Below are 17,263 nucleotides of genomic sequence, written 5' to 3'. Positions count from 1 at the left end.
TGTGATGTCGGCAGGCATGCTCCCCCATCACGCTCTCATCAAAATACAGTGGCCGCTACCCCAATTGACGACTGCTTAAATCAAGGCGAACGGTTTACCGTTCGCCTTTTCTTATTGCGACAAACGGAAATCAGGAGACTTTAAATGCCCCAACGCCATTGGCTAGCGTCTGTCCATCCTCTAGCAGGCGCTCGCTTGCATCGGCAAGTGACTTGGCTTCAATCGCAGACTGGCTACCGTGGTCGGCAATTTGTGTTAGGTTCTGACTAATTTCATCGGTTGCCAGTGTTTGCTGTGAGCTGGCTTCGGCAATTTGTTGATTGAGCGAGAGAATGGCATTCACTTGATCATCGATTTCCGTGAGTGCTTGCTTCGCATTCGCTGCTTGTTCGAGCGTCGCCTTTGATTGTTGCTGTGTTTGAGTCATGGATTGGCTGACTTCTGACGCTTGAGATTGCAGTTTTTGAATGATTTGCTCTATCTCATCGGTGCTGGTTTGGGTTCGAGTCGCCAGTGTTCTGACTTCATCGGCCACGACAGCAAATCCTCGTCCTTGCTCTCCTGCTCTTGCCGCCTCAATAGCTGCGTTGAGTGCTAACAAGTTAGTTTGTTCTGCGACGCCCCGAATGACTTCCAGAACAGACCCCACCTCTTGAGTGTCATTGGCTAGCATCTGAATGTTAGCGTCAGTCTCCGTTAGGCGAACCGATAAAGACTGCATGTAGCTTGATGCTAACTCAATAACTTGTGTGCCGTGTTTACCCTGTTCACTGGCTTGCTTAGCGGCGCTTGCAGCATGTTGAGCTGAGTTGGCGACTTCTTGGTTACTGGCGTGAAGCTCATTCATTGCTGACGCAACGGTGTCGACAGCCTGTTGTTGTTGCTGAGATTTGCTTGCGCTGCCTTGCGCGACTTTGTTTAGTGATACAGCGGCTTCAGTGATGTTTTCGGTGACGGGTTTAATATCATTAATAATGACACCAAGCTTGGTGGTAAAACGGTTGAATGCCGCGGCAATCTGGCTAAGTTCATCGGCGCCCTTTTCAGGTAACTGGCGTGATAGGTCGCCATCCCCGCTGGCGATATCATTAAGTGCATCTAGTGTTTCTTTGCACGGCGTGACAATGCTGCGGCTGAGCCAAGTAGCAAGGGCTAACATAAAGACTAGAGCCACTAAGACGGATGTCATTACCTTTTTGATTTCGTTCCAGACCAAGGCTTGAATATCATCGACATAAACGCCAGTACCAATGATCCAGCCCCAAGGGGTAAAGGCTTTAATATAGGATATTTTTTCCACGGGAGCGTCGGCACCCGGCTTTGGCCACATATAATTGACGAATCCAGCTTGTTTGCTTTTAGCAACGTTAACCATATCGACAAATAAGCGTTTGCCATTAGGATCCGATATTTGGCTTAAGTTCTGTCCAACGAGTTTGGGTTTAAGAGGGTGCATGATCATGTTGGGTGTCATGTCATTAATCCAAAAGTAGTCGTTAGTTTCGTAACGAAGAGCCTGAATCGCTTGGCTAGCTGCGGATTGAGCTTCGCTTTGTGTCATGGCGCCTGCTTGCTGTTTTTGGTAGTAATGATTGACGAGCGTATAGGCGCTCTCAACAAGGTGGCGGGTTTTGGTTTGTTTTGCCTCTGTCAGAGATTTGTCGTAGTCGACAAGTGACAGAGCAAGTGGAACAAGCAGGGCAACAGAAACAACTAGGATCAATAGATACAAACGGTTCTGAATAGAAATGCGGCGCAAGAATTGGGTATTCATCTTAAGAACTCCTTTTTCTTAAAGTGAACACATCACCAATGGGTAATATTGGCATGCTGACTTTTAAGTTAATTTTATGAATAATTATGAACTAGGCAGTCTGACTTGAATTTATAATTGTTATGCATTTACCTTACGGCATTCGTAGTGTTGATACTATCCCCCAATAGTCTAAGACTTGAGCTAGCTTCAACTTTCGTTTGGAAAGAGGAAATATAAGGAAGAGTTGTCTGGGGCGTTGCTGTTACAAGCAAAAAAAAGCCACCTTCTGAGCGAAGGTGGCTTGGTATTCTGCTAGTTACGAGAACCTATTAGTTCATGCCGTATTTTTTTAGTTTCTTGCGAAGAGTACCGCGGTTGATACCCATCATGGTTGCTGCGCGAGTTTGGTTACCGCGAGTGTACTGCATGATGGTGTCTAGTAGTGGTTGTTCAACTTCTGCCAACACTAGTTCATACAACTCAGTGACATCTTGACCATTCAATTGAGCAAGGTAGTTCTTTAGAGACGCTTTGACAGAGTCACGTAGTGGCTTCTGAGTGATTTGGTCTTGAGATGTTACTGTAGTAACGGTCAATGGTTCTGAAGTCAAATTCTGTTCGAACATAATCGGTTTAGCTCTTCTCGTAATTATGATGCAACGTTTTAAAATAGCCTTGTAATGAATCTAGCTGCTCGTGAGCAACTTCGATTGCATTAAAGGCACGACGAAATTCACTGGCTTGTGCATGTTCTTTTAAATACCAGCCAACATGCTTGCGCGCGATACGTGGACCTAAATACTCTCCATAAAACTCATGGAGGGCGTGAACATGGCCAAGCAAGATACCCTCAACATCTCCAACTGGACGTTCAGGCATCAGTGTGCCGTTTTCCAAATAGTGTTGGATTTCCTCGAAAATCCATGGCCGTCCTTGGGCCGGACGTCCAATCATCAAAGCGTCAGCGCCAGTATAGTCCAAAACGAATTTGGCCTTCTCAGGACTATCTATATCTCCGTTAGCGATAACAGGAATAGAGATTGCTTCTTTAACCGCTTTGATGCTGTCGTATTCAGCCTCACCTTTATACATACAAGCTTTAGTTCGACCATGAAGGGCGAGCGCTTGTATGCCACAGTCTTCGGCAAGCCTTGCTATTTGGACACAGTTTTTATTGTCTGTATCCCAGCCAGTACGGGTTTTTAGTGTTACTGGAACATCTACTGCATCCACAACAGCACGCAGAATATCTTCGATAATCTCTGGGTGCTTGAGCAATGCAGAGCCCGCTAGCTTTTTATTTACTTTCTTTGCAGGACACCCCATGTTGATATCGATGATCTGTGCACCGTTCTCAACACTGAATTGTGCCGCGTCAGCCATAAGCTTCGCGTCGGCACCTGCAATTTGCACGGAGCGAATACCCGATTCACCCTCATGCACCATGCGCTGCTGCGACTTAGATGTTTTCCACAGTTTTGGATTAGAGGACATCATTTCACTGACCGCCATTCCAGCACCGTAACGAAGACACAACTCGCGAAATGGTCTATCGGTTACTCCGGCCATAGGAGCGACGATAAGATTGTTCTTAAGTTGGTATTTTCCGATTTTCAAAACATCGCCACAGGTTTACACAAGCAAGGGCGCGCATTTTACGCATTTTTTCGATGCGTGAAAAGACTAATATTTGAGCATTTACAATTTGTTTCTGCAAAATGCCTGATTTTCAGCCTTTTAGTGGTGAAAGTATTCGGTATTCAACATGAGAAGTCGCCCCTGTTAACGGGTTAAACGACTTCTCATCGCGAAAAAGGGTTATTTAGTGGCGGAGATACGACACCATTCTTTGAGTTCGACGATAGGGTCAACCGTCATTTCATCACGATAGTAGTTGGCGACGTCTTCTGCTTGGGTATCAAGTACGCCTGACATTGCTAACTTACCTTGGTCTTTGACCAGCGATTTGATCACAGCTGATAAATCACGTAGTGGACCTGCAAGAATGTTCGCTACCACAACATCGGCGAGTAGGTTTTCAGGTTGATCTTGTGGCAAGTAAAGTTCAAGTTGGTCAGCAACACCGTTGCGCTGGGCGTTATCTTTCGAGGCGACTAAAGCTTGAGGATCGATATCGATACCAATGACTTTAGCTGCGCCAAGTTTGATCGCCGCAATGGCAAGAATACCGGAACCACAACCAAAATCGATGACCGTTTTACCAGCAAGGTCTAGCGACTCTAGCCATTCTAAACATAATGCAGTTGTAGGGTGAGTACCGGTACCAAATGCTAGACCAGGATCTAACATCACGTTGATCGCATCTGGTTCTGGAACATCACGCCAGCTTGGGCAGATCCATAGGCGTTGGCCAAATTGCATTGGGTGGAAGTTATCCATCCATTCGCGCTCCCAGTCTTTGTCTTCGAGCTGCTCAACTTTATGTGCGAAGCCTGCGACTAACATGTTGCTGGCTTTGATTTGTTCTAGGACGAGCTTAGTGTCAGTTTCGGCATCATAAAGGGCAACAATGTCGGTATCACCCCAAAGTCGAGTCTCACCCGGTAGGGGCTCAAAGACAGGCGTGTCTTGTGCATCGAGGAAAGTAACAGACAGCGCGCCTGTTTCTTCCATTAACATATCGCCGATAAGTTCAGCGTTGTCATTTGTGGCGTTAAGTTTGATTTGAATCCAAGGCATGAGTCTGGTCCGTGGTGAGTAATTTTGCGCAGAGTGTAGCAGATTCGCGAAAAGAGCGTACAAAAAAAGCCCACATCAGTGGGCTTAGTATCATCGGGCAACAGGCTTACTGTAAACCGAGCTTCTTCTCTAGATAGTGGATGTTCGCGCCACCGTGTTGGAAGTTCTCGTCGTTCATGATAGCCAGTTGTAGCTCGGTATTCACGTTAATACCTTCGACAATCATTTCACCTAACGCATTTTTCATACGAGCGATCGCCACGTCACGGTTTTCACCGTAAGTGATGAGCTTACCGATCATTGAATCATAATGCGGCGGTACAGTATAACCTGTGATAGATGTGAGATTCCCAACGTACACCCATGCCACCAGGAGCATGGAAGCGTGTGATCTTACCTGGTGAAGGTAAGAAGCGAACTGGGTCTTCGGCGTTGATTCGGCACTCGATTGAATGACCACGCAGTTTGATTTCATCTTGAGTAAATGAAAGCGGTTGGCCAGCTGCGATACGTAGCTGCTCTTTAACAAGGTCGATACCCGTTACCATCTCAGTAATGGTGTGCTCTACCTGAATACGCGTATTCATTTCGATAAAGTAGAATTCGCCATTCTCATACAAGAATTCAAACGTACCAGCGCCACGGTAGCCGATTTCGATACACGCGCGAGTACAGCGCTCACCGATGTACTTACGCATCTCTTCGGTAATACCTGGTGCTGGTGCTTCTTCCACAACTTTCTGGTGACGACGTTGCATTGAACAATCACGCTCACCAAGGTGAATCGCGTTGCCTTGGCCGTCAGCCAGTACTTGAACTTCAATGTGACGAGGGTTTTCTAGGAATTTTTCCATGTAAACCATGTCATTGTTGAAACACGCTTTTGCTTCAGCGCGCGTCATGGCTATCGCTTCAGTCAGTTCTGCTTCAGAGCGAACCACGCGCATACCACGACCACCGCCGCCGCCAGAGGCTTTAATGATAACAGGGAAGCCAATACGTTTTGCGTGTGCTTTGTTCTTCGCGTCATCATCATCAAGAGGGCCATCAGAACCTGGAACACAAGGCACGCCCGCTTTTTTCATTGAAGTGATAGCGGAGACTTTATCACCCATCATGCGGATGGTTTCAGCTTTAGGGCCTACAAAAATGAAGCCACTACGCTCGACTTGTTCAGCAAAGTCAGCGTTTTCTGAAAGGAAGCCATAACCTGGGTGAACGGCAACAGCTCCAGTGACTTCCGCCGCGCTAATAATGCGAGGGATGTTAAGGTAGCTGTCGATGCCACGAGCTGGACCGATACAAATGGTTTCGTCTGCAAGTAGCACGTGCTTAAGATCGCGGTCAGCGGTTGAGTGAACCGCTACGGTCTTAATGCCGAGCTCTTTACAAGCGCGCAGAATACGTAGTGCAATTTCACCACGATTCGCGATTACTAATTTATCTAACATAATGAGCGCTCTCTATTATTCGATAATGACTAGAGCTTGGTCGAACTCAACTGGTTGGCCGTCTTCAACAAGGATAGCGGTAACAACACCAGACTTATCAGATTCAATTTGGTTCATCATTTTCATCGCTTCAACGATACATAGCGTATCGCCAGCATTTACTTGCTGACCCACTTTCACGAACGGTTTTGCATCAGGGCTTGGCGCGCCGTAGAACGTACCTACCATTGGCGAAAGAACTTGATGTCCAGCAGGCGCAGCAGGGGCTTCTTGAGCAGCAGGTGCAGCTGAAGCAACAGCTGGTGCCTAAGTGCGGCAACTGGAGCTGGCGCTGCGGCGTATTGAATCGGTGCAACGGGTGCTGTGCCATTACGGCTGATTCGTACCGATTCTTCACCTTCAGAGATTTCTAGCTCAGAAATGCCTGATTCTTCTACTAGTTCGATAAGTTTTTTGATTTTACGAATATCCATGTTTCTATCTCTTCTCTAATGTGAGTCAGATGATCTGCTGCGCAGCCATAGAGTATCTATTTTACTTTCAGTGCCTTAATGGCAGCGGAAAGGGCAAATTCATAGCCTTGCGATCCTAGTCCGCATATCACGCCTTGTGCCACGTCGGACAAATAAGAATGATGACGAAATGGTTCTCTAGCATGAACGTTTGATAAGTGCACTTCGATAAATGGTATTGAAACGCCAAGCAGCGCATCTCTTAACGCGACGCTGGTGTGGGTAAAGGCTGCTGGGTTGATAATGATAAAATCAATATCACCATGGGCGGCGTGTATCGCTTCAATGAGCTCGTATTCACGATTAGATTGCAGGTGTGTCAGGGTGACGCCCTGTATTTGCGCTAAGTCAGTTAGGTTATCAATAATTTGTGATAGTGTTTCCGAACCATAGTGTCCAGGCTCTCTTAGTCCTAATAGATTAAGGTTTGGGCCATTTAAAACTAGAATTCGTGACTTTGCTGCCATAATGCTGCCATCTTCTGTTAACGTGAAATGAACGTGATTTATCTCAAGTTTATATAAAAATCAGCCTGATTTGACACCAAATTTTGGCTGTTTTTTAAAAGTTGACCAAGATTATAGCTAATTCACAGCATTTAGCAGCAATTTACTGGTCTAATCACCCTATCTTTGTCAGAAAACTTGCAACACAGTGCACGTTTTTACTCAATTCTGAAAAACCTTGATACAAAAAAACCGCCCTAGAACAAGGCGGTTTGTTGTGGACATGTTGCGGTCTTACGCGAGTTCAGCTTTTTCTGCGATCAGTTTATCAACCACGCTTGGATCCGCTAAGGTTGAGGTGTCACCTAGGTTACTGGTATCGTCGAGTTTGCAATTTTACGTAGGATACGGCGCATAATTTTACCGGAACGTGTTTTCGGTAACGAATCAGTCCAGTGCAACACATCAGGGGTGGCGATTGGACCGATTTCTTTTCTTACCCAGTCTTTTACCTGCTTATGAAGCTCTGCTGATGGGTATTCACCATCATTGAGCGTGATATAGGCATAGATGGCCTGACCTTTGATGTCATGCGGGATGCCAACAATTGCGGCTTCAGCAATTTTATCGAAAGCGACTAATGCCGACTCAATTTCTGCGGTGCCCATACGGTGGCCAGAAACGTTGAGTACATCATCGACACGACCCGTGATCCAGTAGTAACCATCTTCATCGCGACGCGCACCATCACTGGTAAAGTACATCCCTTTAAACGTCGAGAAGTAGGTTTGCTCGAAACGGTCGTGATCGCCATAGACGGTACGCATTTGTCCAGGCCAAGAATCTAGAATCACGAGATTACCATCTGTCGCGCCTTCTATGATGTTACCCATGTTATCGACAAGCGCTGGTTGAACACCAAAGAATGGTTTGCTGGCTGAGCCCGGTTTTAAATCTGTTGCACCCGGTAGCGGGGTAATTAAAATCCCACCAGTCTCGGTTTGCCACCACGTATCAACGATCGGTGATTGCTCGTTACCAATCGTCTTGTAGTACCACTCCCATGCTTCTGGGTTAATTGGTTCACCGACCGACCCCATGATTCTTAAACTGTCTCGTTTGGTCCCTTTTACTGCTTCGTCCCCTTTTGCCATCAGTGCACGAATGGCCGTTGGAGCGGTATAGAGAATATTAACTTGGTGCTTGTCGACCACTTCGCTCATGCGGCTTGTATCTGGGTAGTTTGGCACGCCTTCAAATAAAATCGTTTTTGCGCCATTAGCAAGCGGACCATAGATGAGGTAGGTGTGACTGATAATCCATCCCACATCTGCAGTACACCAGAAGGTTTCACCCGGTTGATAGTCAAAGACGTACTTGAACGTCATTGCGGCATAGACTAAGTAACCGCCAGTGGTGTGCAATACACCTTTAGGTTTACCCGTTGACCCTGAGGTATAGAGGATAAATAGTGGATCTTCCGCTTGCATCTCTTCAGGAGGACAAATATCAGACACCGTTGCTGTGGCTTCATGCCACCAAACGTCACGATGACTGTGCCAAGCCACATCACCACCAGTACGTTTAAGAACCATGACAGTAGAAATGTTTTTCACGTCTGGGTTCGTTAACGCTTCATCAACGTTTTTCTTGAGTGGTACTGCGCGACCGCCACGAACGCCTTCATCAGCGGTGATTACGACTTTCGCATCTGAATCGATAATGCGGCCCGACAAGGCTTCTGGAGAAAAACCGCCAAATACCACGGTGTGAACGGCACCGATTCGGGTACAGGCTAGCATGGCAACCGCCGCTTCAGGCACCATTGGCATATAAAGGCATACTACGTCGCCTTTTTTAACGCCCTGTGCTTTTAGCGCGTTTGAAAATTGACAAACTTCTTTATGCAATTCATTGAAAGTGAGCGTTTTATCGTCGGCAGGGTCATCGCCTTCCCAAATGATCGCTACGTCATCCCCTTTATCGGCGAGGTGGCGGTCAATACAGTTCGCAGACACATTGAGTGTGCCATCTTCAAACCAGCGAATATCGACATGACCGAGTATCGAAAGAGGTGTTTTTCACCTGTGTGAAGGGTTTGATCCAATCTACAATCTTGCCGTGCTCGCCCCAAAATGCCTCAGGGTTGCTAACGGACTGCTGGTACATGGATAGGTAAGTGTCGTTATCCGCGTGCGTATGCGTTTTAATATTTTCTTTTACCGGATAAACATGAACTTCACTCATTGCTTCTCTCCTTGTGAATTGAGCACTTCCAACTTGGGCTGAGTTACATCTGCTACTAACTCTCGGCTAGATTGGCATAAACGGCAATTAGACTTTAGGCGTACTTGTTTTAAATGCATTTAAATCAGTCACTTGCGTTCATGCTGAAATGAGATCCCAGTCGCAAAATTAGTTTTGGGGAATAAAGGGTGGCATTGTGCCTTTTGTCAGCTTCAAATAGACCAGGGCGGCGGCTTTGGCGTCGTTGAGGGCATCGTGCTTATTGTAGGCGGGTATTTCTAAGTGCCGACAAATAGCCTCTAAGCTTAGATCGAAATAGCCGTTCGGCAACATTCGCAACAGCTTGTCATTGTAGAGCTGGCTGACTTCAATGAGCGCGTTGGGAAGGGGGAAGCCAAAGTGCTTTTTCGTGACACGATCGAGGATTTTTTTGTCGTAGCGAATGTGATAACCGACCAAAGGGCGATTACCAATAAAGTTAATGAGGGACGTAATCGCTTGCTGTTCGCTGATGCCATGTTTCAAATCGTGATGAGTAATGTGATGAATTTTAACCGAGTTTTCGTCGAGTGACTGTGGGGCACGAAGATGTACTTCAAATGGGGCGCTAGTAATAATCCGGTTACCAATGATTTTGGTCGCGGCAATCGTCACTATTTCAGCCACGTTAGGATCGAGACTGGTTGTCTCACAATCGAGTGACACAAACTCATTGCAGCGGGCACGGGCAAACAGTGGCGCATAAGTTGTGCCTTTAAGTTTATAGTGCCACCAATATCGTCGAATTGGGTTCATACTGCTCCTTGAACGCAGGTTGCTTCTTACCTGTGCGTCGCTATATGCGAATTTGGTAATGATAGCCAAGCCATTGCTTGAATTTTTTCACCACATGTAGCCCATGACGTAACAAGTCCCGCTCTGGGCGCTCTAAGTTCGCTAACTGAATCGAATTTTGGGTGTGATGATGAGTGAGCTGTTGTTGCAACCTGAGTTTGAAAAATTGTTTGAGTGCTTCTGACAGATTATCGGCAGTCGAGGTCTCTAAAACGCGTTTCTCAACCAATTGGTCAATTCGCTCGAAAGTGTTGGTTGCTTCTAGCCCATACTCTAGGCTGAGTGCTCGAATACCGTGAACAATAGGGAAAATGCCGCCTTGCTTGATATCCAAGCCGTCCTTAGATGCTTTGACATTACCAAATAAGGTGAGCGGTACAGCAAAAGTCAGAGCGGGGCGGGTAAAGTCAGCCAGAATCAGCTCTTGCCCTTCCATTTGTTCTCGTAAGGACGTGCTTATAGGGGCAAGAAGTGCGAGGTTTCCTGCGATAGCCCGGGCGTCGGCAAGAATCGCCAACGCCATCACGTTATCGGGTGTCGCTTTAGTAATTAATTGCCGGACGTGACGGTGCCATTCAGAAACAGATTTGACCCACTGACTATTACTCACCATGACGTTGCCGGGACATAGTGGATAACCTAATCGAGCCAATGTATGGCTTAGCGTTTCTAGTACCTTTTCTTTGTCTGGCCAATCTAAAGCGTCATCTAAGATAAGCGCGTTATCTTGATCGGTTTTTAGTATTTGTTCGCCACGACCTTCTGAGCCTAATACGATAAAGCAGCAGTGATTATGTACTGCAGGAGGGAGGATCAATTCGAAGGCTTTTTCGATAATTTGCTCATTTACCGCTGAGATAAGCTCCATCATGAAGCGAGTGCGAATACCATTACTTACCAGACTATCGACAAGTTGCTGTTGTTTTGTGGATGCCAGAGCAAGTTCTTCAATGCTATTAGCCCGAGCAATACTGAGCGACAACACATGAGAGTGGGTTGAGAATGTGCTGAGTATTTGGGTCATGTCGAGCATGCCAACCATGCTTTGAACCATCGCATACCATCAGCCGCTTAACGCGCTGCCTTGTCATGGTCACCATGGCATTAAAGAGAAAGTCCTCTTTTTCAACCTGATGAACGGGAAAGGTGGCGATATCACTTATCGAAGTGTCGCAGGGTAATTGCTCCAGAACGACGGCATGGAGCATGTTGGTACGGGTGACGATGCCATAAGGCAGGGCAGAGGGATGCGTTTGTCGTCTTGGATCACTATCGTGCAAGCCAATAAGAGCGGCATCAACGCCTTGATCAAGTAATAACTGTGTGACTTCGGTAATAGAATGCTCAGCATCCAGTATTAACGCCGGATGGTAAATATCTTGGTCGACCTTTGTCAGAATAAACTCAGCGAGGTTTTGTTGTTTTTGCGCGTCTTCGAGTAATTGCTGTCTGGTGGCTAAATTGCTATCAAAATAGGCAGCAAATTGCCCATTTGCCTGATAAAGAGAGAGAAAGACGTCTTTAGGCAGTAAGTACGCTAATGTGTCTTCAAGGGCGACGTAGTGATGTTTTACTGGGTCGCCAAATTGGGCTCGCACATCAAACATGTCGTCAAAGGTGTAGTGGGCGTATATTTCCTTGCTGTGTTCATCACGCTCTTCTACCGAGCCCTTAATTAAAATGTAGAGATGCTGACTGAGCTGATGACTTTTTAGTAAGACATCTTTTTCTCGAAAATAAGCGACGTCCAATGATGAGCGCAACTGGGTTTGCTCACGTTCAGACAGGCGGTCGAACGGAGGCGACGACATATTAAATTTGTCAGGCATCTTGTGGTCTCTGTGTTGTCTCACCGTACCTCATATTGTGACAACTATTGCATTAACCTCCAGACGACTTTAGTCGAATAGGTCTGTTTACTGGTTATCCAATTGATACGTTTTATGAGTGATGGAGTAATGTTCGGCGTCTATGACCATAAGGGGGCACTATTTGAGGTAATTTATTTCTAGTAACAATTCCCTTTTTTGGAAAGACATGTCATTGCATAATGTGCCCGTTCTACTGTGATCAGGTCATTCATCCTGATTTATTTCTTCTTTTAGGTTGTTGTTATGTTGAATCCTTCTCCTTTTGCCTGGGTCTCTCAGTACCTGTTTGGCTTCTTCTTTGCTTATGGTGTCTATTTACCATTTTGGGCATTGTGGTTTGAAGACCAAGGTGTATCTGCTACAGATGTTGGTATGTTAATGGGGCTTGGTTTTGCGACACGGTGTGTTGCTAATTTATTGATTACACCAAGAATTCATCAAGTTGAACGCCTACTGCCAGCGTTGCGTTGGGCAACATTGGCTTGTACATTATTTATTGCCATGCACCTAGCTGCGGGCGCCAATATCATGTTACTTGCGTTGGTTACGGTGTTATTTAACCTGAGTTTCGGCCCTATGGTGCCGTTGTCTGATGCGATGGCCAATCATTATGCGAATCGAGGTGTGTTGGACTATGGACGAGCTCGTCTTTGGGGCTCTGTTGCTTTTATTGCTGGTTCTTCGGTTGTTGGGTATCTAGCGTCGCAGTATGGCGCCAATATGATTGTCTATACGGCGTTAGCTGGGTTTGTCCTGTCGATGTTATTAGTGATGAGAACGCCAATTAACCCGCCCGTATCAGAAGCGTCACATGCGGCAGAACGCCCTAGTTTAAAAAGCTTGTTGTGTGATAAGGAAGTCGTGCGTTTTCTGGTACTGATTGCACTTATTCAAGGCAGCCACGCCGCGTACTACAGTTTCAGCTCTATATACTGGAAAGAAGCCTAGTCACCCCGAAAGTGTCATTGGCTACCTATGGAGTTTGGGTGTGGTCTCAGAGGTGCTTTTGTTTGCCTTTAGCAAAAAATGGTTTGCTGGCTGGTCGTTGCGAACCTTATTTGTTGTTTCTTCTATGGGCGTGATCGTGCGGTGGGGATTGACGGCGTCAACAGTAGCATTACCGAGCATTGGTGGTTATTCAGCTATTACATGGTGTCACCTTTGGCATCGCGCATATTGCCGCTATTCAATATATTCAAAAATCTGAAACGAATAAAATGGTGGCATTACAATCGCTTTATAATGCGATTCCTCTTGGCGCCTTTATTGCGCTAATGATGGCTGTCAGTGGTTGGGGATATGAACGATGGGGAGCCAACATCTTCTGGGGTATGGCGTTTATGGGTGTTTTAGCGTTATTTATTAAGGTTGAGCCAAAAAGTAAACCGGTGGAAAGACATCAAAGAGTTTTCTCAGCCTGAGCCACAGAAATGATGCTAAGCGTTTGAGTTATTAGGTTATAGCCCTTTAAATGAGAACAAAGGTTTTAAAGGGATATGACCAATGCAAGGATGGATAGTAATTCCTGTCTCGCTGGCATACCTTGGGGTGTTATTTCTCATCGCATGGTATGGAGACAGGCAAAAGAAGTGGTTGTCAAAATGGCGACCGTGGGTTTATAGCCTCTCTATCGCGGTGTATTGTACCTCTTGGACCTTTTACGGTACGGTGGGACAAGCCAGTAACAATCCTTGGTCGTTTCTCCCTATTTATATCGCTCCCATTCTGGTGTTTACATTAGGTTGGCGAGTGATTGCTCGTTTAGTGCTGATTGCCAAGCGGGAACATATCACGTCGATTGCCGACTTTATCGCTGCCCGTTACGGAAAATCACAAGGCTTGGCTGTGGCTGTCACCCTAATCGCGGTGGCGGGGATCTTGCCTTATATTGCGCTGCAGTTGCGTGGTATTACTATGGGGCTAGACGTTGTCGCCCCAAACCTAGCCAATGATCTTGGTTATCAAGATACCCATATCTCTTGGTTCGTTGTTGGTGCATTAGCGGTTTTTACCATGCTATTCGGAACTCGTCATATTGATAATACCGAGCATCACCGTGGCATGATGATGGCGGTAGCATTTGAGTCAATTGTTAAGCTGGTGGCATTTTTAGTCGTTGGATTTTTCATCCTTTATCTGGCATGGGAACGCCCTGATATTCGATTGGCGGAGCTGGCATCCGCGACCTATCAATCCCCCAATATTCCTACGCTACTTATCCATACCGCATTAACCATGATGGCGATCATCTGTCTTCCTAGGCAGTTTCATACCATGGTGGTTGAAAATGAACGAGCAAAAGATTTGCACACCGCGCGCTGGCTATTTCCACTTTATTTGCTCCTGATGGGGCTGTTCGTGTTGCCGATAGCATGGGTTGGACAGGGTTTGTTAATGGGAACCTCCCCCGATACCTATGTCATTAGTATCCCTAAGTTTGCCGATGCCGATCATATCGCGTTGTTGGCGTTTTTAGGTGGAACCTCTGCGGCAAGCGGTATGGTGATAGTGTCGACCATTGCGCTGGCTATTATGGTATCGAATGATCTCGTGATGCCGTTGTTACTGCGGCGCATTAAGCTGGCTCATCGCTCTCACCGTCACTTGTCTGGCTTGTTGTTGATCATTCGCCGAGCGTTGATCTGCTTGTTGCTGTTTGGCGCATGGCTGTTTTATCAGGCGTTAGATTCTATTCACTCTTTATCGGCGATTGGCTTTTTGTCATTTTCGGCGATTACTCAATTCGCCCCCGCACTTATTGGTGGCTTGTATTGGCGTTTAGGTAACCGAAAAGGGGTGTATGTTGGTTTACTCGTGGGTTTTACCATTTGGCTGATTACACTGATGAGTGAAACGGGGCTGCTTGCTGGAGATGCGCAGAATAACCTGCTGATTTGGGTGATTACTCCACCAGAGTTGTTGCTATCTTTGGATCTTAAAAGCTCTGACTGGGGCATGCTGATTAGTGTTGTGCTCAACGCGTTATGCTTTATTACCGTGTCGTTGTCGACAAGGGCGAGTTTAACGGAACGTTTGCAGTCGGCTTCTTTTGTCGGTACGCCATTACCCGAAAGTGAAAATATTAGCTTATATCAAAGCCGAGTGACGGTGGCTGAACTCGAAATGCTGGCCTCTCGCTTTGTGGGACGAACGCGGGTTCGCAGCGCTTATCGACAGTTTTGGCGTCAGCAGCAACAAGATGCGTTACCCAATCAGCAAGCATCGGCGGAGTTGATTCGGCATACTGAACGAGTACTGGCTGGTGTATTTGGCGCCTCGTCCGCGAAACTTGTTCTGACGTCAGCGTTGCAAGGTCGTAATATGCAGCTCGAAGAAGTGGCGACGATTGTCGATGAAGCGTCGGAGCTGTATCACTTTAGTCGAGGTTTACTACAGGGGGCGATAGAGCACATAGGGCAAGGTATTGCTGTTGTCGATAAACAGCTTAGGTTAGTGGCGTGGAATCGACGTTACTTAGAATTATTTAGCTTCCCGCCGGGGTTGATACAAGTAGGGCGACCTATTGCAGAGGTCATTCGACATAATGCAGAGCAAGGACTTTGTGGTCCGGGCGACCCGAATGAGCATGTGCGCAAACGCATTTATCACCTAGAGCAAGGCTCACCGCATACGTCATCAAGGATCCGTGCAGATGGTAGCGTGATTGAAGTTCAAGGTAATCCCATGCCCGGCGGCGGGTTTGTCATGAGCTTTACCGACATTACTGTGTTTAGGGAGGCGGAAAGTGCGTTGCGTGATGCAAATGAGCGCTTGGAATTCAGAGTGACTGAGCGAACGAAAGAGCTGGAACAATTAAATGCCCGTCTTGTGTTCGCCACAAAGAAAGCGGAATCTGAATCGCAATCCAAAATGCGTTTTTTAGCGGCCGTAAGTCATGACTTGATGCAGCCTTTGAATGCTGCTCGACTGTTTGCTTCCTCTTTATCAGAAGTCAGTAAAGATGATGAAACGAAAAAATTGTCGTCGCACATTGAAAGTGCGCTCGGCGCCGCAGAAGAGTTGATAGGTGATTTATTAGATATCTCTCGTTTGGAGTCGGGGAAGTTGCAAACGAAGGTGCGTGGCTTTGAGCTTTCAGAAGTCTTTGAGACATTAAAAGCTGAGTTCAGTGCCATCTCTGTTGGCCAGAATATTCGTTTTTCGGTGGTGTCATCGGGTTTGATTGTTAAGTCGGATCCGAAATTATTGCGTCGAGTGTTACAGAACTTTCTTACCAATGCCTTTCGCTATAATCCTGAGGGGAAAGTGGTGTTGGGCGCGAGACGAGTCAATGGTCGAGTGAGAATTGATGTCTGGGATGATGGTATTGGCATTCCAGAAGATAAACAGAAAGAAATTTTTGACGAGTTTTCTCGCGTTGATCAGGCTCGAGCTGATCAAGGGCTAGGGTTAGGGCTTGCTATTTCTAGGGGGATAGCCCGAGTTCTTAACCATCAGATTTCTATGCAGTCATGGCAAGATAAGGGCAGTGTATTCTCGATAACGTTAGATAAAGCGAGTGATGTTGAGTCGGTATTAAAGCCTGTGACAACGGCGCCACATGCTGCACTTCAGCATCTTAAAGTGCTTTGTGTTGATAACGAACAAGACATTCTCGTGGGTATGGAGAGCTTATTAGCGCGCTGGGGGTGTGATGTTAGAACCGCGCTCGATTTGGTCGGTAGCCTCAAACATCTGGAAGATGATTGGTTACCGGATGTGATTTTCTCGGACTATCGTTTAGACAATGGCCGTACAGGCTTAGAGGTGTTACAGCAATGTCGTCTGCGGTTAGGAGACTCATTTAAAGGCGTGATTATTAGCGCCGATCGTACTGAAACTATGCTTGAAGGCATTAAATCTAATGGCTTTAGCTTTTTGCCAAAACCGATTAAACCCCTCAAATTAAGGGCGATGCTCAATCGTACCTAGTCAGCTGAAAGTGATGGAAAGCATTAATGTCATGATTGTGTTGTTAAGTTTTCCATTGCTTTACCTTATATAACGCTTCCTTTACATAGCTTGACAGACGCTTTACATCAGGTGAGTTACGCTAGAGTCCTCTTCAAACACGTCAGTTAGAAAAGGTGAATATATGAAAAAGCGATTAGTTGTAGCGTGTGTTGCGCTTATGTCTGGAAGTGTATTCGCAGGAAGCGATATTGGTAATAGCAAGTTGGAAACCGAAGCATTTTCCAGCAAGCAGAAAGCCTATGAGGCTGGCTACCAGTTGGTTGATGAACTTAATGAGATGTCCAGTGGTGCTTTGGCGCATCAATTCAAGCTGAATGCTCACAGTGACAACATCCAAGATGTTGAATTAAAAAACACTGAAATATTAGTTCAAGAATTCTCCGAAAAACAAGGAACTATAAAGTATCGCGCTCAGGTGAATGTCAGTTATCAATATGACGCGAAAGATAGTTAGTCCTGTTCAGGTCTTATC

At 46.3% G+C, this 17,263-nt stretch carries 8 protein-coding genes and 5 pseudogenes; 3 read left to right on the top strand and 10 right to left on the bottom strand.

Annotated elements, in window-relative coordinates:
- Positions 1–130: 130 nt before the first annotated feature.
- From AC0L66_RS16960 to AC0L66_RS16915, 10 genes and pseudogenes are all read right to left on the bottom strand, one after another.
- The gene (locus AC0L66_RS16960) at positions 131–1,774 is read right to left on the bottom strand and encodes a methyl-accepting chemotaxis protein (RefSeq protein ID WP_265674647.1); all 1,644 of its coding nucleotides are present in this window, start codon (positions 1,772–1,774) and stop codon (positions 131–133) included.
- A gap of 311 nt (positions 1,775–2,085) precedes the next feature.
- Positions 2,086–2,382: a DNA-binding transcriptional regulator Fis gene (gene fis / locus AC0L66_RS16955; protein WP_006073423.1), complete on the bottom strand. Its 297-nt coding sequence runs from the start codon at positions 2,380–2,382 to the stop codon at positions 2,086–2,088.
- A gap of 7 nt (positions 2,383–2,389) precedes the next feature.
- Positions 2,390–3,373 (bottom strand): tRNA dihydrouridine synthase DusB, encoded by a 984-nt coding sequence (dusB, locus tag AC0L66_RS16950; protein ID WP_473567979.1) that lies wholly within the window; start codon positions 3,371–3,373, stop codon positions 2,390–2,392.
- Positions 3,374–3,574: 201 nt separating this feature from the next.
- Positions 3,575–4,456 carry a 50S ribosomal protein L11 methyltransferase gene (gene prmA, locus AC0L66_RS16945; RefSeq protein ID WP_265674649.1) on the bottom strand — a complete coding sequence of 294 codons (882 nt, stop codon included), beginning with the start codon at positions 4,454–4,456 and terminating at the stop codon, positions 3,575–3,577.
- Positions 4,457–4,562: 106 nt separating this feature from the next.
- Positions 4,563–5,907 (bottom strand): annotated as a pseudogene (gene accC / locus AC0L66_RS16940) (acetyl-CoA carboxylase biotin carboxylase subunit).
- A 15-nt stretch (positions 5,908–5,922) separates the two neighbouring features.
- A pseudogene (accB, locus tag AC0L66_RS16935) lies at positions 5,923–6,380 on the bottom strand (acetyl-CoA carboxylase biotin carboxyl carrier protein).
- Between the two features lie 56 nt (positions 6,381–6,436).
- On the bottom strand, positions 6,437–6,886 hold the full coding sequence (aroQ, locus tag AC0L66_RS16930; protein WP_265674654.1) for a type II 3-dehydroquinate dehydratase: 450 nt from the start codon (positions 6,884–6,886) through the stop codon (positions 6,437–6,439).
- Positions 6,887–7,159: 273 nt separating this feature from the next.
- A pseudogene (gene acs / locus AC0L66_RS16925) lies at positions 7,160–9,112 on the bottom strand (acetate--CoA ligase).
- Between the two features lie 168 nt (positions 9,113–9,280).
- On the bottom strand, positions 9,281–9,907 hold the full coding sequence (locus AC0L66_RS16920; RefSeq protein WP_473567977.1) for a 3'-5' exonuclease: 627 nt from the start codon (positions 9,905–9,907) through the stop codon (positions 9,281–9,283).
- Positions 9,908–9,947: 40 nt separating this feature from the next.
- Positions 9,948–11,775: pseudogene (locus tag AC0L66_RS16915) on the bottom strand (DUF294 nucleotidyltransferase-like domain-containing protein).
- Between the two features lie 285 nt (positions 11,776–12,060).
- Between AC0L66_RS16915 and AC0L66_RS16910 the strand changes: the two are divergent.
- The 3 genes and pseudogenes from AC0L66_RS16910 to AC0L66_RS16900 all read left to right on the top strand — a co-directional run bounded on the left by AC0L66_RS16910 (position 12,061) and on the right by AC0L66_RS16900 (position 17,245).
- Positions 12,061–13,238, top strand: a pseudogene (locus tag AC0L66_RS16910) (3-phenylpropionate MFS transporter).
- Positions 13,239–13,320: 82 nt separating this feature from the next.
- Positions 13,321–16,749 (top strand): PAS domain-containing hybrid sensor histidine kinase/response regulator, encoded by a 3,429-nt coding sequence (locus tag AC0L66_RS16905; RefSeq protein WP_473567975.1) that lies wholly within the window; start codon positions 13,321–13,323, stop codon positions 16,747–16,749.
- Between the two features lie 163 nt (positions 16,750–16,912).
- Entirely contained in the window at positions 16,913–17,245 is a 333-nt protein-coding gene (locus tag AC0L66_RS16900; protein WP_265674663.1) for a DUF3316 domain-containing protein, read from the top strand.
- The last annotated feature ends 18 nt before the right edge of the window (positions 17,246–17,263 follow it).

Source organism: Vibrio sp. GJ43-1, assembly GCF_055808835.1.
Note: the sequence above shows the minus strand (reverse complement) of the source record. Positions and strands in the feature narration are given on the sequence as shown.